The 21,515-nt window shown below is 50.7% G+C and carries 16 protein-coding genes; 1 reads left to right on the top strand and 15 read right to left on the bottom strand.

Annotated elements, in window-relative coordinates:
* The 5 genes from NG42_RS16165 to NG42_RS16145 all read right to left on the bottom strand — a co-directional run.
* The coding region (locus tag NG42_RS16165) for a transporter substrate-binding domain-containing protein (RefSeq protein ID WP_156324269.1) at positions 1–1,703 on the bottom strand (1,703 nt) is incomplete at its 3' end.
* Between the two features lie 2 nt (positions 1,704–1,705).
* Positions 1,706–2,332 carry a response regulator gene (locus NG42_RS16160; protein ID WP_052900750.1) on the bottom strand — a complete coding sequence of 209 codons (627 nt, stop codon included), beginning with the start codon at positions 2,330–2,332 and terminating at the stop codon, positions 1,706–1,708.
* The gene (locus NG42_RS16155) at positions 2,329–3,588 is read right to left on the bottom strand and encodes a diguanylate cyclase family protein (RefSeq protein ID WP_156322194.1); all 1,260 of its coding nucleotides are present in this window, start codon (positions 3,586–3,588) and stop codon (positions 2,329–2,331) included. Before NG42_RS16155 ends, NG42_RS16160 begins: the two co-directional genes overlap by 4 nt.
* A 257-nt stretch (positions 3,589–3,845) precedes the next feature.
* On the bottom strand, positions 3,846–5,732 hold the full coding sequence (locus tag NG42_RS16150) for a PhoX family protein (protein WP_052900748.1): 1,887 nt from the start codon (positions 5,730–5,732) through the stop codon (positions 3,846–3,848).
* A 189-nt stretch (positions 5,733–5,921) separates the two neighbouring features.
* Positions 5,922–6,218 carry a hypothetical protein gene (locus NG42_RS16145; protein ID WP_052900744.1) on the bottom strand — a complete coding sequence of 99 codons (297 nt, stop codon included), beginning with the start codon at positions 6,216–6,218 and terminating at the stop codon, positions 5,922–5,924.
* Positions 6,219–6,534: 316 nt separating this feature from the next.
* On the opposite strand from NG42_RS16145, the gene NG42_RS16140 reads away from it, so the two are divergent.
* A complete protein-coding gene (locus NG42_RS16140; RefSeq protein ID WP_052900740.1) occupies positions 6,535–7,440 on the top strand; it encodes a LysR family transcriptional regulator in 906 nt (301 codons plus the stop codon).
* Positions 7,441–7,520: 80 nt separating this feature from the next.
* Here NG42_RS16140 and NG42_RS16135 read toward each other — a convergent pair whose 3' ends face one another.
* From NG42_RS16135 to NG42_RS16095, 10 genes are all read right to left on the bottom strand, one after another.
* Complete coding sequence (locus tag NG42_RS16135; RefSeq protein WP_052900734.1) at positions 7,521–7,871, bottom strand: DUF6277 family protein; 351 nt, start codon at positions 7,869–7,871, stop codon at positions 7,521–7,523.
* 19 nt (positions 7,872–7,890) lie between these two features.
* Entirely contained in the window at positions 7,891–11,337 is a 3,447-nt protein-coding gene (tssM, locus tag NG42_RS16130; protein WP_052900731.1) for a type VI secretion system membrane subunit TssM, read from the bottom strand.
* A 13-nt stretch (positions 11,338–11,350) separates the two neighbouring features.
* The gene (icmH, locus tag NG42_RS16125; RefSeq protein WP_072133263.1) at positions 11,351–12,874 is read right to left on the bottom strand and encodes a type IVB secretion system protein IcmH/DotU; all 1,524 of its coding nucleotides are present in this window, start codon (positions 12,872–12,874) and stop codon (positions 11,351–11,353) included.
* Entirely contained in the window at positions 12,871–14,226 is a 1,356-nt protein-coding gene (gene tssK / locus NG42_RS16120) for a type VI secretion system baseplate subunit TssK (RefSeq protein WP_052900729.1), read from the bottom strand. The genes icmH and tssK overlap by 4 nt, the downstream gene beginning before the upstream one ends.
* A gap of 79 nt (positions 14,227–14,305) precedes the next feature.
* Complete coding sequence (gene tssJ / locus NG42_RS16115) at positions 14,306–14,788, bottom strand: type VI secretion system lipoprotein TssJ (protein WP_162231033.1); 483 nt, start codon at positions 14,786–14,788, stop codon at positions 14,306–14,308.
* Positions 14,775–15,152 (bottom strand): PAAR-like domain-containing protein, encoded by a 378-nt coding sequence (locus NG42_RS22715; protein WP_156322196.1) that lies wholly within the window; start codon positions 15,150–15,152, stop codon positions 14,775–14,777. The genes tssJ and NG42_RS22715 overlap by 14 nt, the downstream gene beginning before the upstream one ends.
* A 4-nt stretch (positions 15,153–15,156) precedes the next feature.
* Positions 15,157–15,765, bottom strand: coding sequence for a DUF3540 domain-containing protein (locus tag NG42_RS16110; protein WP_162231032.1), 609 nt, complete (start codon positions 15,763–15,765; stop codon positions 15,157–15,159).
* Complete coding sequence (locus tag NG42_RS16105; protein WP_156322198.1) at positions 15,758–16,915, bottom strand: pentapeptide repeat-containing protein; 1,158 nt, start codon at positions 16,913–16,915, stop codon at positions 15,758–15,760. The genes NG42_RS16110 and NG42_RS16105 overlap by 8 nt, the downstream gene beginning before the upstream one ends.
* Positions 16,916–16,918: 3 nt before the next feature.
* Positions 16,919–19,153 carry a DUF2169 family type VI secretion system accessory protein gene (locus tag NG42_RS22130; protein ID WP_072133264.1) on the bottom strand — a complete coding sequence of 745 codons (2,235 nt, stop codon included), beginning with the start codon at positions 19,151–19,153 and terminating at the stop codon, positions 16,919–16,921.
* Positions 19,154–19,162: 9 nt separating this feature from the next.
* Positions 19,163–21,466 (bottom strand): type VI secretion system Vgr family protein, encoded by a 2,304-nt coding sequence (locus tag NG42_RS16095; RefSeq protein ID WP_053115915.1) that lies wholly within the window; start codon positions 21,464–21,466, stop codon positions 19,163–19,165.
* Positions 21,467–21,515: the final 49 nt, after the last annotated feature.

Below are 21,515 nucleotides of genomic sequence, written 5' to 3'. Positions count from 1 at the left end.
AATCCGATCTGGCGCGCCAGCCAGGTTCCCCAAAACACCGAACTGAGGGCAATCACGCACAATGCTCCGCCCCACAGCATTACCCAGGGTGAAATCACGTTATTATAAGAGGCCAGATTAGCCACGGAAAACCAGTGCATGCGTAAGGCACGTATTTCATTCGGTGCCACGGTATGCAGGCTTTTATTGAGGATATCGGTCAGCAGCGGATAAGCAGGCAACACCGCGAAGCGTTCTGGCTGAAGGGCGTTTTCCAGTGGCTGAACGGCGATCCGGCTGCCGTAGCGGCTGGACTGCAAATAGTTAGCGCTACCGATACTGGCAAAGGTCGCGTCGACCGCCCCGGCCAGCATCATATCCACCGCTTCAGGTACCGATGCAACCTCAACAATCGACAGGTTGGGGTAAAGTTGCATCGCCGCCAGCAGCGCATGACCACTCTGGATAGCAACCCGCTTGTGAGCCAGTTGCTCCGGGCTAAAAGGCGCACTGCGCTCATTGCGGGTAATCATCACCCACTCCACGATGCCGTAAGGGTCACTGTACGACAGCCAGCCGCGCCGTGCGGGCGAATCCATCAGCGACGGCGTCATCTGCGCTTTCCCCTCCCGCAGTGCCTTCTCCACACCCGCCGGTTCAAATGCCGGGATAAAGTTTAAATTCAGGCCGCTTTTTTCCGCCACCAGCTGCAAAATATCGACATCCAGACCGGTAATTTCATCGTTTTTGTCGAGAAAAGAGTACGGCGGAATATCAATATCTATCGCCACGTTAATCACCGGATGCTGCTTAATCCAGTCGATTTCCTGCGGGGTGAAAATCGAGACATCATTGTTAGCCGACTGCGACAGGCCCGAAACCCAGCGCTGATAAATCTCATTTTTAATCGAATGCGGAATATTGGTCAGGATGTCATTGATCGTTTCCACCACGCCGTCGCCCTCGCGGCCGACAAAGCCATACAGCAGCTCATCAAGTGCGGGATCGCGCCGCCAGACTACGCCAGCGACCGGTCGCAGGGCGCTAAACAAGGTAATCTGGCTCTGGCCATCAAGATAGGCATCGGCCTGATCATTCACCACCGCCTGAATGGCCAGTTGTGAATTACGCGCCACTTCAAGGTGGGGATAGAGGGTTCGCAGATGCTCAATGACCGACGGGCTGATATCGGGAGCGGCAAGAATATGCAGGCTGGAAAGTGGCGAAGTCTGATGGTTTTTACGCACCATCAGCATCAGTGGCTGCACCAGTAGTGGATCGGTTTCGTTATCGCGATTGGCCGATTGCAAAAAATCAGACTGTGCCAGCAGCTGAATTTCCCCGCGCTGCAACGCCTGATAAGCCAGCTCCCAGCTACTGTACAGTCTGGCCTGCACCGGCCGTTTCAGCACCATTTGCAACAGTTGCAGATAATCGGGGTAAACGCCTTCCAGCTTGCCGTCCCAGCGTGGCATCTGCAACGGCGCCGATGAGCAGCAATACAGGCCAACATTCAGCACCGGAAAGTGTGCCAGCGCGCCGGAACGCGTTTCGGCCAGCGGCAAAAAGTCCTGCGTCATATTGGAGTAGAGTTCTGTCGGCCGCCCTTCTGCCTGCTCTGCTACACTGGCTGAGGTCGAAAACAGTGGCTGCTCCGCCAGCGCCAGCGCAGGCAACAGCAGCAATAACCCTAACCATCCGATGCAGCAGAGGTGACGACACATGATTATTGTCCCAGACCACACTGACTGAGATACAGATAGAGCGCGGCATCATTGTCTAGTCCGAGCTTTCTCATGGCACTGAGCTTCTGCGCACTGATGGTTTGCTTGGTGCGATAAAGCCGTGCGGCAATCTCATTAACGCTAAGCCCCTGACCAATCAGCCGTATGACCTCCATCTCTTTTACCGATAGCGCTTTTTCCACCTGAGTCAGCGGATCGCTGCGAAACGCGTCGCTCAGCCATGGCTGGTCGTCACTCGACGAGCTGCTCAGGCCATCTGCCAGCTCATGCGACAGACTGCTCTTATTCAGAATGGCTTTTATCCGGTATCCTGCCAGCAGTTCAAGGATCCGCTGGTCGCTTAACATGGTGATCACCACCACGGTAAGATCGGGGTAAAGCTGACGGATCCTGCCGATCATCCGCACACCATCGGCCTGATCATTGCCCGGCATATTCAGATCGGTAATCAGCATATCAGCCGGGCAGGTTTCCAGCCGCTCAAACAAGCTGCTGACATCATGTGCCTCTGCCACAATCAGGTATTCGGCAGGCAGCGTGGCTAACACACCGCGCAACCCCAGCAAAAACACCGGATGGTCATCGGCAATAATCACTCGCGTGCTCATTCGCCCCCCTCAGACCGCAACAAAGTCTGTTGCGGAAAAATCACCCCTTCAAACCAGCATACCTGCCCTTCCTGACAGGCAACCAGCGCCATACTGCTCTGATGAAACTCGCCATGTCGGTCTGCCAGCCGTATCGGTAACACCTGCGGGGTGGCAGATGCGCTGTTTTTCAGTTGTTCCACCGCCAGCCGGTCGTCCGGATGTATCCAGCCAATAAACTGCTGCCAGTAAACTGGCGCATGGCTGACGCCCTGCCAGCGGCTTTGATAAAGCCAGCGCAGACCATCGTTGCTCTCCAGCTCGAAACGGTGGTACAAACCGTGCTGTAGCACGGTATCCATTAATTGTTCCCGCCAGCGATGTCGTGCCAGTAGCGCAGATTTCTGATTCACCAGGCTGGCACAGAGTAGCGCGGGTAAACTTAACGCAGCGCTATACCAGGCGGCAATCAGCACATCCTCCTGCTGGCTGGGCAAGATATGATGAAATGGCCCGTGCCCAAACAGCGTTGCGCCGACGGCCACTGTCGAGCACAGCGATAAAAAACCACTCAGCAGCAGTAAGTCACCGCGCAAGGCTAATAACACCGGTAACGTCAGCGAGAACATCAATGCCAGATCCTGCCAGCGCAGCGCGTCGGTCAATGCACTAAGCGGCAGGAAAAACAGTGCCAGCATCATCAGTGACATCGCCAGCACCATCAGGTAGCCGCTAATATCCCATTTCGTCCTGTTCACCCTCGTCACCAGATAAAAAACAAAAAAGGTTACCGGTAGGGAGCTGATGGCATAGCCAGCGATATGGAGAACGGAAATCGACGGGTCAATGGGATAATCCAACAAAAGCAGCGCCCAGATGGTGACAAAGCGCTCAATAATTCCACTGGCAGCACACAATAGTGCCAGCGCAATAATGTCACGCCTCCGCACCGGGCGCGCCATTACGCCATAAAAGAATTGCCAGATCAGCGCGGTCACGGTGATCAGTAAAGTATCAAAAAAGCTGAAAATTAATGACACATTGACCGGGCGGCCATAGAGCTGGCTGGCGACCAGATGCAGTAAGGCAGAACTCAGTAGCCAGATTGGCCAGAAACGCAGAGGCAACGTACAAAGTACGCCGAGCAACAGTCCGGCCGGAAACCACACTAAAGCAGATAAACTCCAGACGTCCCTGACTTGCAGGCTCATCATGGCTAACAAGAAGTCGCAGCCGATAAATGCCAGCCAGCCGATCAGCATCATTTTTATTTTCATAAGCTTCCGACTCAACTTTGTATCGGGCCTGTCTGAAGAATAATCTGTTTTGGCGTAATAAGCTCACTTGAAATAAACAAATTGCGCGAGAAAATACGGATGGGATGGCAACCCGATTGAGAATGGCTCGGTGAGATCGGCGGCGCGAATGCATTATACCCGTAGAGGCGGCGTTTCCGCCGCCCGTACCGGAGGTTAGCACCCTGCATGTCATCAGGACGGGAGCCGAAAACGGCTCCCTTAGAGAATAATCACAATTACGCCCCCAGCACCCCGCCATCTTTACGCGTCACCATAATCACCGAAGAACGCGGGCGCGGGCTGTTATTCGGGAAAGTAGAATCCCCCTCTTCCCCTGGGTGCTGGACGTTAACAAACATCGTTTTGTAATCCGGGGTAAAAGCGATGCCGGTCAGCTCACAAGACTTCGGCCCGACCATAAAGCGACGAATCTCACCGGTTGCCGGATCGCCCACCAGCATCTGATTGTTACCCTGCCCCTGGTAATCCCCTTCATTACTGTATTTACCGTCGGTCAGGATCCACAGACGTCCGTCGCGGTCAAAACCGAGTCCGTCCGGGCTGTTAAAGGTATTCTCTGCCGTGACGTTTGGCGTACCGCGATTGACTCCCTGTGGATGAGCAATCGGATTGCCGCACAGCACAAACATATCCCAGTTAAATTTCAGCGCCGTGGCATCGCCGTTCTCATCCCAGCGAATGATTTGACCATAAATATTTTTTGGTCGCGGGTTAGCCGGATTCACTGGCATCCCTTCATCGCCACGCTTGCTGTTGTTGGTGAGGGTGCAATAAGCCCGGCCGTCATGAGGGTTAACCGCAATCCATTCAGGACGATCCATGCGGGTGGCGTTAACCCGATCTGCCGCGCCGCGTGCGTTAATCAGTACATCGGCCTGGCTGTGAAAACCATTCTCTGCCGTCAGACCATTTTTACCGTGGGTCAGCTCCAGCCAACGACCACTGCCTTTCAGCGGCGTACCTTTTGCCTCGCCGTTAAATTCGGCAACATACAGCACACCTTTATCCAGCAGATGAGTATTGGCTGCCGGATTAGCGCTGTCGACCACGCCGTCCGAGACGAATTTATAGATATATTCACCGCGCTCGTCGTCACCCATATACACTACCAGGTGACCATTTTTCGCTACCGTGACGGCAGCATTTTCATGCTTAAAGCGCCCCAGCGCAGTACGTTTGATCGGAGTGGAAGTGGGATCCAGTGGATCGATCTCAACGATCCAGCCATGGCGATTAAATTCGTTGGGATTCTTCGCCATATCAAAACGCGCATCGAAGTCTGCCCAGTTACGCTCTGCTTCGTTCGGATTGAGCGTGTAACGCTTTTGCGCAGGGGTAACCTGATAGTCACGGTTGCTGGTGCCGAAGTAAGTATCAAAGTTCTCTTCGCAGGTCAGATAGGTTCCCCACGGGGTTTTACCGTTGGCACAGTTACCAAAAGTACCGAGCACTTTCGTGCCACTGGGGTCAGCGGGGGTTTGCAGCGCTTTGTCACCGGCTGCCGGACCGGTGAAAATCATCGCGGTATTGGCCGTAATGCGGCGGTTATAGCGCGACGGACGCACCACCTGCCAGCGGTTATCTGCGCCACGCTGAATTTCGACAATTGAGATACCGTGCGCCGCTTGCGATTTGCGCACATCTTCCTCACTGGTCGCCTTGCTGCCACCGTGAGCGAATAAATATTGTTCATTAACGTATTCGTTATTAATTGCCAGCACGCCACGATGTTCATCTACCGGGAAGAAGCTCATGCCGTCATTATTATCGCCAAACTGTTTTTCCTGATCGCTGGCGCTATTTTTTCCGTGCGGGTCAAATGCCGGAGCACCGTTTACCAGCGGATCCCCCCAGGAAATCAATACATCCGCCTGATAACCGTCGGCAGTAACAATCTTGTCGGCGGTTGAAGCTGCGATGCCTTTAAAGCCCAGTAAACGACTGCCAGCCGGTTCTCCTGTAGCAAGCGCATCGGCTGGCAAACTCCAGAGGCCACCGGCTAAGAAGCCAGTCAGTCCGACGGCACCGGTGCCCGCCAGCAATTTACGGCGCGCAGGATCCTTTAAACGGTCGACATTTAACTCTTTGATTTTATCGCTCATAAACGTCACTTCCTGTTATTTTTCCCAGAGATAAACGCATGTTAAAGCGCGAATATGTCAGAAATGTTTCAGCAGTAACGGAAAAAGACAGATTCTTTCTGAGCGGTCAGCCAACCACGTGGCGGTGATGTTAGCCATTTCGCATTTCAGCTATAAAGTCATTAATAGTTATAATAAGCATTTCGCCTGTTATTCGTTATTCTCGATTCGCGACATGGCCTGTCCACTATAGGCCATTGCGGCAGTCAGGCACTGTATCGCGTTATTATAAGCCGCACTTTCAGACGTCAGCGCCAGAGAGTTTTTATCTTCGGCATGCGTGATATCATGAATAGTAAATATATGACTTCCTTCAACGCTGAGTCCTGAATTAGTCGAAATACTACACACCACGCGAAAAATTATTGCGACATTACTATTATCGCGCATAATTTCATTCCATTGATAATGCACTGACTTAATTATCGATTCACAAATATTTTTCATCCTTACCACTTCCATTGCCATACTGAATTTAGTACATTTTAACTACAATGCAGCGTTCTGAGACAATGAATCCTGGTTAAACACATTTTAACCACATGGTGAAAGGGATAATCCATGTGTATCAATCAAACTTTGGTGAATTAATTAAAAATAACTGTATTTCTATTTAAGTTTTAGCCAGAGCGGTTTTAGCCTCAAACGCCACTGAAATGATGTGAATTTATGTCCACAATAATGATAAAAAGCAGTCCCCTCCATTATGGACTACCGGATTACCTTTAAAATTTTATGTATCAACATAAGGATTTGATTTGATATGCCACGCACAGATTTGAATTTGCTAATAGTTCTCGATGCTTTGCTGGAGGAGTGTAGCGTCAGTAAAGCGGCAAAGAAATTAAATGTCACACCTCCTGCTATTAGTAAGTCACTGAATAAATTGAGAGAGGCTTTTCAGGATCAAATCCTGGTTCGTTCTGGCTCCTTATTGATACTTACTCCCTTAGCCGTCGAATTAAAACCACAAATTCATAATCTGATCAAAAATATTGATGCCGTGCTCAATCATAACCTCTCGTTTGATGCCGGAAGCGCATCCTTGATGTTCAATATCGTCTCGAACGATTTACTTATCTCACTATTGAATTCTGGGTTTCTCGACGAGATGCAGGATAAAGAACCCAATGTGGTGCTTGATTTCTCGTACGACCACGGCGCCGCCGATTTTTTACGTAAAGATAATATTGACCTGTACATCGGCGAGTCACGCAAGCTTAGCCCGGAGATTAAAATTCGCACGATACACCGGGATAAGTGCATCATTGTTGCCAATAAGAATCACGAGATCCTCCGGCTGAATAAAACCCTTGAAAACATAGCCAGCTTTGGTTTTATCAGCACGCGTAGTAAACTGAATGATGATGTTGACAGTTTATTCACGCTACAAGGTTTTCAGCGTAAAATCGTCGGCATTAATCCCAGTTACTTTTCTACTATCGAAACGGTGATGCGTACCAGCTCACTGGCCGTGGTGCCGTTCTTTTTTCTCAATGCACTTGAGAGTTTTAACGTTGATGTTATTGCGTTCGAACCACAAATAACACTCCCCGAAGTGAATATCATTCAGGCCTGGCACCCGCGCCATGATAACTCACCGCCGCATAAGTGGTTACGTGATAATACCAAGGATTTTCTGCGAAAAAAGGTCAGTGCGGGAGTCTAGCGAGAATGACTATAACCGTTTACCTCTGTCTGGACGACAAGATTAACCAGCTCATAACTGAGCTGGTTAATAATTAATTATTATTTCCTTTGCAAACTGGAGAAGAAATCCATTGCCCCCTGTGGAAAACTCATTTGTGGCGCCGCCGGGTCAGCTTGCTTCTCATCATTACTGCCTTCCGTTGCTGGCTGCGCACTCGGCTGTTGCATATCCGCTTTCTGCTGAAATTCCTGCATAATGCCACTCATATTAGCCGTGGCTTTTTGATTGATGTCGCTCATCATCGACATCATTTTTTCCATTTCCGCACTGCCATTTAAATTCATACCCGTAACGCCCGACATGAAATTTTGCGACAGAGAACTTTGTGTCGACTGCGCCATGCTGTTTAAATCAGTCAGCATTGCCAGTAATTTATTAGGATCTAACATAGGGACTCCATTATATGCATTAACCAGGGCAAGAGAACTGGCTCAACGCCCGGGACCAGAGAGGGAAATCATTCATTGTCGAACGCAATTCCATTTTGAAAAATCCGCTGATCGATGCAATGCCCATGGTCAGCTCACGGCGGTCGCTATCTATCTGCAATGGATTACTTTTGTCATACAGCTGGAACAGCGCCCATGGCCCATTAAAGCTGACTGATTCAATTTTGCCGTTCATATCCTTGAAAGAGAGACGAACATAAGCACCACCATTTTTTCCCGGCCACTGCACGGCGACCGGCTGAATACTGCCGTGGCTATAGCGAATCACCTCTCCATCAATATCCAGCACCGCTTCCATAATATTCGGTGACAACGAGAGCGGACGCAGATACAGCGAGAAAGAGACCTTATCGCCACCGTTAAAGAAGGTATCGCTAATCATCATTGCGTTTTCAAATGCTTTCAGAGTACTGGCACTTAGCAGCCCGCGACTTCCTTCACGAATGCGTAATTTACCGGCGGTGTTATCCACATAAGGCGCCAGATGCTGTTCAAAATAGCGTTTCATTGAACCGGCAGGGCCGAACATCCGGGCAAAATCACCAATTCCGACTTCATCCCTGGCTCGGCGATTGAAGGGATAGCGTCCGGACAATACGTTTTTGCACACATCCGTAGCAAAAGTTGCGGCGCTGTTATTTAAGTTATTGCGGCTCTGCTGCAAACTTTGATCGTTACCGACTTCCAGCAGATCCGTCATAATGCTGCGCACCGGTTCCGGTTGCTGAGCTGCGGCAATACGTAACCGGCTAATCGCCGAGTTCTGCGGCATCACTTCCCCGGCACGCAGCGACACGGCCAGTGAGGAGAGCTGGTTGTACAACTCTTCGAAACCACGCGCTAAAGGGTCGTTGCTGCTGCCGGCCTGCATCAGCTGTGTGCCCAGACGCCGCACCACTTCAAAACGTTGCTCCAGCGACTTTTCGGGGGTGATACGAAAACGCGAGCGTTCACCGGAAATCTCACCAACGATATCGCGCCGGGCATTTTCCAGCTCCATTCGGCGCTTACTGACCCAACCGGAAACATCATTGCTGTCGGAATTACTCAATCCGGTTTGTCGGGTGACAAAACGCAGTAAATTAGCCAGCGGTGATGAGGGATCGCTAAATTGCCGTGCCAGCAAAGCAGCATCATCAAGATTACTGACCGGGCGGACATGAATATCCTTCAGGAATGACTCCCAGCTGTCGGCGTATTCCAGCAGATAGAGTTTACGCACTTCATCACTGAGCTTTTGCCCAAAATCCAGGGTTCTGGCCTGATCGGCTTTGCCATCACTGTCGCGTAATACCCACGCCTCTTCCTGAATCATTGAGGTCACGGCACTGTTAAGCTGAGGCTTAAACACATCGTGGTAGCTGGCCAGGGAATAAAATGCCGGCACGGCCATATCGGTGACGGTTGCCTGACCTTTGCGCCGTAGCATCAGCGAAACATTGGCTCCGGCCGCACTCGCCAGCGAGATGTTTTCAATATTGGACGGAACCTTGCTTTTCAAATTCTGTAACACACGGGCATGGATTGGAATGGCCATCGCCTTGACGCGCGCCATACGGATCAACTCAGCATTCAGTTTGGTTACCGGCGCTTCGGCTTGCAGGCTCTCTTTAAAAATAGTGCGTAAATGCAGGCCGAATAGCCGCTTATCGGCATCCGAATACCCCTGAGGAGCAAAACGACTCCAGCGGGCTAAAAACCAGTTTTCAAGTTCCGTCGCTGAGCGGTGTTCCGGTTTACCCATCATCAGATAGATTTTCAGTGTGTTATAAACATCAGCATCACTGGATAAAATGTCTTTTTCCATCTCTTCGGAGACATACCGCTCCAGCGCTGGCCAGAAAAATTTAAACAGGTGACGGTGATAAGTCTGTTCAGCCTGCTGGTTGATCAACCGGTGCTCGAAATAAGGATTGATCATCATGGAAGCACTGTTTGATAGCTGTGCATTCATATAACCGAGCTGTTCGTAGGCGGAAATCAGATCGTCACTGATGCGATTGGTGGCCGGAATTTCGCGCACCATCCTCTTGGTCTCATCGAAGCTGGCACTCACCCAGGCAATATATTCCTCCTCCCATAAATAACGGGTCGCCAGCATATTGACGGCAAACGCCAGCAGCAGCAGCACCAGCGCATAGCGCAGGGTGCGACCGATACGATCGCGCAACGGTAACGCCCGGGAATTGAGTGCGCCACGTTCAAGAATGGCATTGTCCAGCATCGGGGAATAGAGATGGCCGACAGGGCGCGGCTCCAGCTCAATCAGTGGCGCATCGGCCACTTGCGTACTTCCCAGCCAAATCTGACGCACCTGCGCCGAGTAGCCAACCGGTGATTGCGGAACGATTTGCTCAAGGAGATTAAACAATGGCTTACGCAGATTACCGAGTGACTCAGTAAAGAACAGCAGTTGCTGGCGTAGTTCACTGCTGTGCGTGGAGTGCAGAATCTCCTGCACATAGCGGCTGACCCGCGCCAGCAAATAGCTGTACTCCGCATCACTTTGCGGAAAATCCACCTTGCCAGCGCTGTCCGACACAATGGTAAAACCAATCCCCTGAGCGAGAATCTCTTCGCCGATCACCGATAAAAATGCGCTGCCACCGGGTAATAAATCGAGGTTATTGATCGCCAGATATACGGCGATATCGTTACGAAAACAGGACGCCACTTCCAGCATACGGGCGCGCAGCGTGTCCGCCAGCGATTTGCGTTCGGTTAAGGAGGCATGTAACAACCCGCTGGCGTCGAGACACAGCACCATACCGTCGATGCCCGGATGCTGGCGGTAACGACGAATCAGCGAGAATAGCCGCCCCTGCGCTTTACTGGCTTCATCACTCAGACCATGTAACTGAGTCCACTCCCCGGCGGTATCGATGTATACCGCGTTATCCGTTAGCCACAGATTACAATCGCGGGTTGGACCAATATCCGCAGTCTGGGTGAAGCCATATTGCTCAGATAATAAAAAGCGTTTGCCGCTCTCGTTAACCAGTGAGGTTTTACCACAACCAGAGGGTCCCATAATTAAAAACCAGGGCTTTTCATTCAGATAATCATTTCTCATCCGGTAACGTAAACGTCGCCATAGCGTTTTTTGTTCCGCAATGCCGATATATTTCAGCGTGCGGGTGGCATCAAAAAAACGCGCAGACACTCTGTCATGCTGACGGACTTTTTTGTTACTGATTTTCGGTGCGCGAAACTGCCGAAATAAATATCCCAGGGCTGAAGCTACCACCGGCCACAGCGCCCAAATTAATATCAGCGCAATGATAATGCCGCGCACCAGCACCGACATCATCGGATAAAAATTGCCTATCGCAATCAGCGGCCCTACCCACCAGACCAGCAGGCTTAAAACGATGGCGACAACTACCACCAGTGTTCTACGAATCATAATATCATTCCACTTAACGGGCAGACGTTGCTGTCGACTTTTTATTGTTTAATAAACCAGGAGTCTGCTCACTGAGATGACTTTCTGTCATTTTATTTTTAATTTCGCTGCGTTCTCCAACCTTCCAAAGAATATCAACACGCCGGTTTTTACGGCGGCCTTCATCCGTACTGTTATCCGCAAGTGGCTCGGTATCTCCTTTACCCACGGCGACAATATTTCTCTGATATTTACTGTTCACCAGCGTGCCTTCTTTCAGCTTCTCCGCCACCATACTGGCGCGCTCCTGTGAGAGCCGCATATTCGGATCGCCGGAGGCGTTATTGCGGAACGGCTGCGCGTCGGTGTGGCCGATCACTTCCAGATCGCCCGGCCAGCCGGCCAGTGCTTCTCCCAGACGCTCAATATTGCGTTTTTTGACAAATTCAGGTGACAGCACTGATTTACCGGTACGAAATGCGCCATCGGAGGTAAACAGTAATAACCAGCCGCGTGGGTCTTCGCGCACCTCAAGCCAGCCTTCATTTAAAATGGCCGGCAGCGGTTGCGGCAAGGTTTCCATAATATTAATTTTACGCGGCACCGGCGGTTCCCATACCATAATGGCATTGCGGATCTCGCGTGATTTATCATGCAGCAAAAACGATCCCCCCCCATAAACCATCAGACAGACTAATAATCCGTAGCTCAGTACTTTCAGCGGAGTGAATAATGTCAACGAGCCAGTAACGGCATTGGTCTTGACCCGGCTTAGCGACTGAGTAAATCCTTTTTCATATAGCGTGGTATTAAGGCGAATAAACAGATCCGCTAATAATACGTCCCCTCTTTCGAGTACGTGATATTTTCCCTTAAAGCCCATGGATAAGATCAGATGATATAATCCGAGGATATTACGAAACTGATGCGGGTTTTGCAGGTAATAATCAAGGTCATCGAAACACTTTTCACCGCCCCAGGAGTCGCGATGAAGTTCAATCAGCAGGTTCATCGCCGTTAAACCATATTCCCGCAGTTCAGCGAACATGCCGTCCAGATAAGTACAAAGCAGGTAAGACATGCGGCGAACGTCTTCCGGCAGCATCTGCTGTTTAAGCAGAACCTGGCTAAAATGCTGTAGCTCTCTTAACATCTGAGCACGAATCGACAGATTATCAATGCTTTGCTGTGCACGGATGCGCTCCATCATCAGCAGCGCAGGCATCGCGGCGGCGACACAAGGGTTTGCCCAGTTACCGGCAAGGCTGCCCGGCCGCGTCAGTGCAGCTGGCTTCACCGCCTTACGCGCCGGTGTCGAAACGTAACTCTCGCCGCCAGTCGCCACCGCCCCCGGATGAAACAGCGGCGTTTCTTCTGCCTTACTGGCAAACCCTTCCGCCCGACTGTCGTCCGCGCCATTACGTGCTGTGGCGACAAAGGCTGCCATTCCCCCCACCGAAGCCTGAACCACCGGCGAGCTCAGTATGCCATTTATTTGTTGCAGCCCATTGCGTGAGGAGGACATGGCATCGCGAATCTTTTGTTCGAACTCATTCATCGCCCTCTCCCCGGCCTCAGTCCCCACACATCAAAGCGCAGGGCCGGAAAATCCCCCACCACGCTGAAAGCAATTGCCGCACCGGCCATCATCTCTTTATACAGCTGGTCAGCAGGATCAACCTCAAAGTAGACACTGTCGGGATAGTAAGGAATATGACGCGGTGGCGCGCCCAGTGCCGCAATCCGCACCCCTGGCAGCTGTAAATCGATCAACTTAACGATTTTCTCAACCGGCCCCAGCTTAATCTGCGCCGGGAAGTCACGGCGCAGCACTTCTGCCGGTATATCGGCACTGACGGCAAAGATCAATCTGTCCAGCCGCAGCTGTCCGTCGTTCTGACAGAGATACAGATTATCGCCGCTACTTTTAAATGGCATGGCTACCGCCGGAGATTCAATCACCAGAGACAGCGCGCGACGCAGCGCCGCGAAGAGCTGAAAATAGCCAATATCCGGACGTTCGTGGTTGTAGTGCAGATCGTTACGCTCGCGAATGGCCTCACTGCCCGGAATAATGCACAGACGCCCCAGTAACCCCAGCAACAGCTGATACAGCTCTTCAGGATGTACGCGCGGACGGCGCAATAAATGCGTCAGCACCAGGTGGTACTCGCCGAGCAGCTGAACCAGCATCAGCTCCAGCACTTCTGACATCCCGCCACCGGCGTAGTGGGCATCGGGTAGCCGTACCGTATTCAGGCGTAGCGAGATCAGCCCCTGCAACTCGGAAACGGCACTGTTAAGCCAGCCGGTGGCGCGAAAATCCAGCATCGGTGGCAGCACTTTGCTGTTTAACACCAGACTACCCTCGGCGGTTCGTTCGCCTATCATCGCCAGCGGCAGCATCGATTCATTGGCACTGAGGTTGTCACGCAGGCTCAGACGCAGCTGCAACTGACCCAGTTGCAGCATGGCATTACGTGGATTTCCTTCAGCCTGTTGCAGTAAATTACGATCCTGAATCTCAGTATCAATGGCACGGTAGCGGCTGCCACCGTTACCACGCGTCAAATCAATCCACGGATTGCCGGGCATATCGGATAACACCGACAGACAGATTATTTTATTTTGATAACTGTCATTCATTTCCAGCGGTAATGGCAAAGGGTCCTGCGCCGGCATATCAAAAACCGTGCCGTCAGGAAAAATGCCTTTCGCACGTTTAATTGCCAGCTTTCCTTGCTCGAATAGCCCCTCGTCGATCTCCAGCTCACAGATACCCCAGGTATAAGCGCCAAAACTCCGCGCCTGAGCATAAATTAAGTTCTCTAAATAACGCTCTTGCTGCTGGAAATGCTGTGGTTCCATTAGCATTCCTTCAACCCAAGCAACACGCTGTGTGGGCAACATATCAACATTCCATATTTATACCCTTGATATTTCATGTTGCAGGCACATTAGCTCCGCCCTGAAATGCAGGATATTTATTTTATAAAAAAGTTAGCGAGGTGTTTTCAGCAACCACGTCAATTTTAAAATCCCCGTCCGGGGGAATATGTCTTTCGATAAGCGAATACTTACCGATACCTCTCTGAAATTCAGCCCCCACAATCACCCAGCGGCTGCCGCTATCGTAATCCTGATTGATCGTTTTGTAGGTTTTGGTCTGCCCCGGCGCCAGAATATATTGTTCGAAATTCACCACGTCTGCCGAAGCACTGAGTCCTTCACAAATTCTTCCTTCATACAGCTGCTGGGGTAACCATCCCGCCCTGCGCGTTTCTATAATACAGATTCTGACCGGTTGTGGATTATCCGCCGCGTCAGGGTTCACCTGCTGAGCGACAGTCAGTTTCACTTCGACAGTCCACGGCTCCTGCTCGGTTGCGCGACCAGAAAAATAACTGCAGCCAGTATTCATCATTAACGACAACAAAATAAGACTAAACTTCTTCATATTAACGATTAACATGAACGGTATATTGTCCAGGCGTGGACTGAATACAGGCGGTGTTGCCGGAATTAGTGATACCCGCGCAGCCCAGATAGGTTGCACCATTTCCTTTTATAATCAATACGCTGGAAGACATCATATGCGATCCTTTACCAGAGTGAGTGGCGGAACAAATACCCACCCCCGCCCCCTTAGTCGCACTGTGACAAAACTGCGTTGATAATGTCTGAACATATCCACCACAAATTAGTACATTGGGCACGTTAACCGCGCCACTGCTATTAGGTAAGGTATTTTCAGCCACGACAATAATTAATCCTAAACTCAACACATCACTTCCTGATGTACTGAGCCCTCCCGCATTGGTATTGACTGACGGCATTTTCTCACCCCATATGAATCTGACTACCCTCAACCTTAACCACGGCAGAACCGTTGATCGCTGTCATACGCCCGTTGACTGTCAGCATTTCTTCGGCGTGGTAAGTGATATTTTCGGCTTCAACATTTTCATTAAATTTAATCTTACGGTGAGCATCATCCGCTTGCAGAAACCAACGCTTCGTCATTTGATTCATACATTCAGCAACCCAGCGCGAGGTTCTGGAAAACAGCGAAATGCTTTCAGCTTTCAGCGCGATTTTTTTGCCGCCGTTTAAAATCAGCTCAGGCGCAATAATATGTAAGGTATGCTCCCCGCTGTTTAATTCCAGCTCGCCGCTTTGCCGTCGCCATAAGATATCGGTGATAAATAATCTTTTTTGATCAAGGGTCGCTCTGACACGATCGCCTTCCAGCGGTTTCAATAAACAGCTGGTCGCGACATGCAATTCATAGTTCGGCCAGGCCGCCAGATACAGTTTGCCCTGGTTATCGGTTTTAATTTCAGCCACCACCTGCGTGCCGGAGGGAAGTGTACAAAAGGCCAGTGAATCATCTCTGAACGGCAACGGATGGTTTCTTGCTGGCGCACCTGCGGGTAACATTCTAGACATTGCGGCTCCCTCCCGGTAAGACATGCGATGATAACGGCGAATCTGACGGAATTCCTGGTTGGTAATACTGATACCAGGCATCAACGGTGATCAGCACCGGCTCTTCTTTTACCGCAGTTTGTTCGGCTGGCGCACGCGTTGCCCCATGCAAACGAATCCCCACAGTGTCGGCGGCCTCATGTAATGGCGTGGTCGACACCTCCGCCGCACGCAAATCGGCCTGTGAAAGATCGCCGCCCGCCAGACGACAGTGATGCAGGCTACAGCCAACCATGTTTGCTTTCGCCATGACTACCCGCTCAAGGTTACAGCGAACTAACTGCGCATCATCCGCCTGGCATGCCGTCATATCGGCTCCAGCCAGCTGGCAATCACTTAACCGGGAACCGCTAAAAACACCATGGGTCAGATGGCTGTCACTGAAATCGCAATTATTCAGGCGCGAACAGTAAAAACTACTGCCGGTTAACCTCAGTCCGCTCAGTCCGGCGCGATTTAACTCACACTGGTTCCAGATATAATGCCTACCGCTGATGTCCTGCCAGAGCATATCTTCAATCTCACACTGGCTCATCGACATGCGCTGAATTTCAACCCCCTGCCACTGCCCCTGCTCAATACGGCTGGCATACCAGCTCGCGTCATTAAATTTTCCGCCGGTGACAGAGAAATCACTGGCAGGTAAAGAGATCGCCGCCCAGTGAGCAAGCTGAACATCGCTGATTTTCATCTGCGCGATCTGCGTTTTCTCCAGCACCATGCCGTCAATTAAACATCGTTGCCAGTGAGAGGCGCGTAATCCTCCCTGCTGAAAACGCAACTGCCTGGCCAGACAATCCTGCATAACAAACTGATTAATTTCGCAATTAATAAAGGAAAGTTCTTCAATATTAGAGGCGATAACCCGAACGTTGTCCATTACACAACGCTCAAAAACTAGTTTCCTGAAATTACATGCCTCAATGGTTGCATTTGAGAAATCACATTCGATATAACGGCAATCAGCCTTATCGCTGGCCTGAATTCGGCGATGCCGGTAATCCTTTTTTTCTACCTGGCGCGGTGCCGCCGGGATATCGAACTCACTCATATCAAAAGGAACTTTATTGACCATTCTGCTTAATACACTTTGCTGCTTATTCTCAGACACGGATTATCCCTTCTCTTTCACACCCTGATAAAGCGGATACCAGGTAATATCATCCAGCAAACATTCTGAAAAAGGCTCTTCCCGATCGCGAATAATCATCGACAGATTGGCGGCCACCAGGTTACAGCGATGAAATACCGTGTGTCTGATATTGGCATGATAAAGCACCGCCTGTTGCAGGCTGCACCGATCCCACACCGCATGCTGCATGGTGGTGTCTTTCAGACGAACGCCGGACATATCACACAAACTAAACCGCGCATTGGCCAGCTGCGCCTGCTCAAAATCGCTTTCTCTCACCACGCAGCGGGTAAACTCACTGCCTTCCAACATTACGCCGCGCAGCCCCACCTGATTCAGCACCGAGTGTTCGAACTTCGCCTCCGCCAGCCAGCAATCCTGCTGTACAGTGGTGCTGCCAATTTGGCACTGATTAAAAGAGAGCCCGCGGCAGTCGCTGTTAAGAATCGAGCCGTTATCCAGTTTACTGTTGGCGAAATATGCCTGACGCAGCTGGCAGCGATTAAAAATCGATGCGGTGATCTTCCCGTCCTGCTGCCTGATCAGTGAAAGGTCAGAGTCCGCGAAAGAGCAGTTATCCCAGCGGCTGTCTCTCAGTGCCGCGCCTTCCAGACTGACTTTGTCAAACTGGCAGGTTTTCCATTGACTGCCATGACTTACTAAACCGGTAGTGCACAGTCGGCTAAAACTTGTCTGTTCAAACTGCACATGGTTAAACTGCCCCTGCGAGAAATGCCCTTCGCTAAACCGACATTTATTCAGCATGAGCTGGTTAAATGTCACCGCTGAAAAGGTGCAATTCTCAAACTGACAATATTCAAAAATGCACTTATCCAGCACCATCTCAGAGAATGAACAGTCGACAAACTGACACTGTTGGAAGCGCATATTGGCCGGGTTTAATTGCTCTACCGACTGGCAGGTAAAAATCTCGCCCTCGACCCAGTGGTTGCCGTTACCGGACATTAGCTGGTTCAGGCTCTTCTGGTTTACCTGAGGAAACACCTCCCACTGGATTTTTTCCAGCACCGGTTCCTGTTTTGCCGCCATTCGCTGCTGATGCTGATTCAGCTTCTGACGTAAATCGAGGAAATAAGCCTGATAATCCTGACGCGGCCCGGCCCGATAACGCAGTGAATTGGGATTATGCTGTCGCGCATTGATCACATTCATTCCCATTCCCGTCGGCATCAGATCGGGATCATAGAGAAATTCAAAATCACTACCGTCCTTCGCCAGCCGCCTGTCTAGCACGCCACGAAAGTGCTTATCGTCGCGCGGCGCGTCGACAGCATCTAAGCCAATCACCATAGTCGCTATCGGTTCCTGTAATAAATAATCCAGTGGAATGGCAGCGGTAAATATCAGCAGCCCGAGATCACTGTCCGGCAGCAGCCACAATGTTTTGCGTGCCATCGCTAAGGGGATTAAGCGGTTCTCCGCCGATTTAAGGCTGTAAAATACCCGCGCGCGTACTCGGGGAAATTGCCCCTGAATCTGTGCGCCGCCAGCGCGAAAACCATGAAGCTCAAATGGCACATCATCCGGCCATTCCGCCTGACGAGAACGTTGCTGCGGCGCCGCCAGCTGAAAATATTGCAGATCAAGTCGCTGCGGATAGCCCGGAAAAAGGGTCTTCAGATAGTTTTCGCCAGCCATCTCTCCCGCCACGCGATCGAGGTAACCTTTACGCTGATGGAAATGTTGCGGTAGCGGAACCGGTGCCGCCAGCGGCGAATTAACCTGTGGCAAACCGTCAGCGCCAGTCGTCATTAAGCGCGGGGAAAGACCGTCCTGAAATCCCCGACCTGTCGGGTTTTCCGCACACCCTTCACCGCCATAACTGTACTGATGATCCAGCGCCATGTGCGTAAAAGGCTCGACCTGAATGGCCGCCAGCTTCGCTTCCCCCTGCAAACGCCATTGCCGCTGCAATTCGCCGACCCTCACGCTGACATCCAGTGATGTCACCGGTTCTCCCGTGCCTGCATGTCCCGCCAGTAAATACTCAGCAAAAGGTTTCGGCTCGGCTAAATCCATGATCCGATTAGCCAGCGGTGCTTTTTCCCAACCCGCCCAGATTTCCGCCTCATTGGCAAAATGCTGTGGTTTTGATAAATAGACTCCCGCCACCACACTGACACCCAGATAACTCTGCTGAGCAAGCTGGTATCGTCCATTAAGAAAAATAAGTTGTTGAGGTTTTACAATCCGCATTTTTATTCCTTAATTGATCAACAACAACCCAACCGTTCGGTTTTCATAATCGGTGCTGTTAACCACAGTGCCATTATTCTCAATGCGCGACTTGCTGGTGCTGACAAGATTGCCGCACTCATCGACCCTGGCTTCGGTAACATTAATCTCCGAGGCGTTAAAGTTAAGTGCATTACCGGCGCGTACGGTATTGATGCCACAGAGCTCGGTACTGACACCAACGATTCTGTTCGCGACCCCGATCAATGTATTTCTGTTCACCACGGCAGAATTATCCATCCCGATAAATTTATTATTAAATGCGACAAAACTATTTTTATTACCCGCTAACTCATTTTCCATTACCACCGCTTTATTGCGTACACCCAGCATCAGGTTATCGATGCCGGTGGCAGAAATTTTCAGACCGGTGAAGTTATTTTCTACCCCGGCAAAGCGGGTGCCGACAGTGGTAAATGAGGTATCTAAAGCGGTAAACGAGGTTTTAGCACCGGTAAATAAAACGTCCACCATTGTCACGCCCGCATGAAAACCTTTGGCTTCCGCTTGCACTCCGGTCATATGAACCCCCAAACCGGTAACGCTAAAATTAATATTGGTGTAATAAATATGGGTGTTATACAGGTTGCCATGAATGACCTGGACCCATTCCCAGCGGTTGCGATCGATTAAGTTATACTGATCCTGCTCAACCGACGTTTGCATATCACGTTCAGCATGAATAAGAACTTTCTCACCACCCCGGTTGTCCACCAGCGTAATCTGACTGGCATTTTGTGGCAGGCCATGCTGTAACGAACGCGAGACAATACCGGTGTGGCCAATTTGTTGCGGCAAATTATAGGGCGGCGGATTTTCGCCATTATAAACAATGCCAGTCACCATTGGCCGGTCAAGATTGCCGTCAACATAAGTGATTAAGACTTCCTGCCCTACGCGCGGCATCGCCACCACGCCCCAACCTTTGCCTGCCCATGCCTGCACCACGCGTACCCAACAAGAGCTGTCCGCTTCCGTACTCTTATAGCGATCCCAGTGAAAATGCACGCGAATACGTGCATGCTGGTCGGTATAGACCTCTGAGTTTGGCGTACCCACCACCGTGGCACTTTGTAAGCCGGAGACGCGCGGTGGACGGGTTTTCAGTAATGGACGCCAGGCGACATCATCATTAAGTGTGGTCAGAGTGCAGGAGATCTCACCGCTGGCAAGAGCGCGATTACTGCTGTCCGAAGAGCCTTGCAGATAGCGATAATGTACTCCCAGCAATTTATAACTGCGATTACGCGCGCTATCGGGATGCCCGCTCAGACTAAATGCATAGCCCGCAATCAAGCCCATAGAACTGCTTTTACCGCGCAATAACTGACGATCGCTTTGCATCATCTCCAGCCGCAAACGGGCGATATGTTCGCCGCGCCGGGCATCCTGGTAGCCCGCCGCATAGTCGTACCATTCCAGCTGAACGTTATCCAGCCCACCGCCAGGCTCATCGACCGCCGCCTGCAAATTATTACCCGGATGCAAATAATCATAATCGCGTAACACGATTTCATTAGGCCGAACTTTGCGCGTGCGTTTAAGCTCCTGAATACCTTCCTGAACCGCGCGAATATTGTGAATAATGGGATGATAAGCGACGTCAGCATAACCATCAGGCATGATTTGAAATGTCTGTCGGTCCGTAATCACCATCACATGCTTATTCTGCTCGTGGCGGAAGTAGTACCAGATCCCTTCCTCCTCAAGCAGTCGACTGACAAAGGTAAAATCCGTCTCGCCAAATTGCGCGCAATATTCGCGCTGAGGATAGTCGCCATCAAGCTCAAGACTGAATTCGGCAATCTGACTGTAGCGAGAGAAAATATCCGTTACCACGTCAGGGGCACTTTTCTCCTGAAAAATACGACTATTGCGGTTCTGCATTAAAAACCACAGCCAGGTACTGAGCTCCAGCTTATAAATATGCTTTTCACCATTTTCACCATCATCATAGCCTGCGGTAACATAGGCATAATAATGACGGTGGCGGAAGATATCGAAATCTCTTGTTGATGATGCAGCAACACTTGCTGATGCAGCAAAAGGTAACACTTCACTGATATAGCGTATTTTAATCCGCACCACCTGCCCTAACAGCGAATCGAGATCGACATCAGGTGATAGCGACTCAAAGGTCAGAACATATTCCTGATTATGCGAAACATCCTCTTTAGTGGTAAAGCTGACTGGAAAGGCCTGAACATCTGCCAGATAATCATTCTCAATTTCCAGAGCAAAAACCCGACTTCTCTCTGATAACGGAAGAGACATAAAAAACTCCCTTTTTTAATTAAATATTTTCCCGCTTCTGGCAATATCA

It is taken from the genome of Winslowiella iniecta (assembly GCF_001267535.1).
Classification (GTDB): Bacteria; Pseudomonadota; Gammaproteobacteria; order Enterobacterales; family Enterobacteriaceae; genus Erwinia; species Erwinia iniecta.
This window is presented reverse-complemented; position numbering and strand designations above follow the sequence as displayed.

Coding starts and splice junctions, on each gene's coding strand:
- NG42_RS16160 (WP_052900750.1), bottom strand. CDS start 2,332: ATGAGCACGCGAGTGATTATTGCCGATGACCATCCGGTGTTTTTGCTG.
- NG42_RS16155 (WP_156322194.1), bottom strand. CDS start 3,588: ATGAAAATAAAAATGATGCTGATCGGCTGGCTGGCATTTATCGGCTGC.
- NG42_RS16150 (WP_052900748.1), bottom strand. CDS start 5,732: ATGAGCGATAAAATCAAAGAGTTAAATGTCGACCGTTTAAAGGATCCT.
- NG42_RS16145 (WP_052900744.1), bottom strand. CDS start 6,218: ATGAAAAATATTTGTGAATCGATAATTAAGTCAGTGCATTATCAATGG.
- NG42_RS16140 (WP_052900740.1), top strand. CDS start 6,535: ATGCCACGCACAGATTTGAATTTGCTAATAGTTCTCGATGCTTTGCTG.
- NG42_RS16135 (WP_052900734.1), bottom strand. CDS start 7,871: ATGTTAGATCCTAATAAATTACTGGCAATGCTGACTGATTTAAACAGC.
- tssM (WP_052900731.1), bottom strand. CDS start 11,337: ATGATTCGTAGAACACTGGTGGTAGTTGTCGCCATCGTTTTAAGCCTG.
- icmH (WP_072133263.1), bottom strand. CDS start 12,874: ATGAATGAGTTCGAACAAAAGATTCGCGATGCCATGTCCTCCTCACGC.
- tssK (WP_052900729.1), bottom strand. CDS start 14,226: ATGTTGCCCACACAGCGTGTTGCTTGGGTTGAAGGAATGCTAATGGAA.
- tssJ (WP_162231033.1), bottom strand. CDS start 14,788: ATGTTAATCGTTAATATGAAGAAGTTTAGTCTTATTTTGTTGTCGTTA.
- NG42_RS22715 (WP_156322196.1), bottom strand. CDS start 15,152: ATGCCGTCAGTCAATACCAATGCGGGAGGGCTCAGTACATCAGGAAGT.
- NG42_RS16110 (WP_162231032.1), bottom strand. CDS start 15,765: ATGTCTAGAATGTTACCCGCAGGTGCGCCAGCAAGAAACCATCCGTTG.
- NG42_RS22130 (WP_072133264.1), bottom strand. CDS start 19,153: ATGCGGATTGTAAAACCTCAACAACTTATTTTTCTTAATGGACGATAC.
- NG42_RS16095 (WP_053115915.1), bottom strand. CDS start 21,466: ATGTCTCTTCCGTTATCAGAGAGAAGTCGGGTTTTTGCTCTGGAAATT.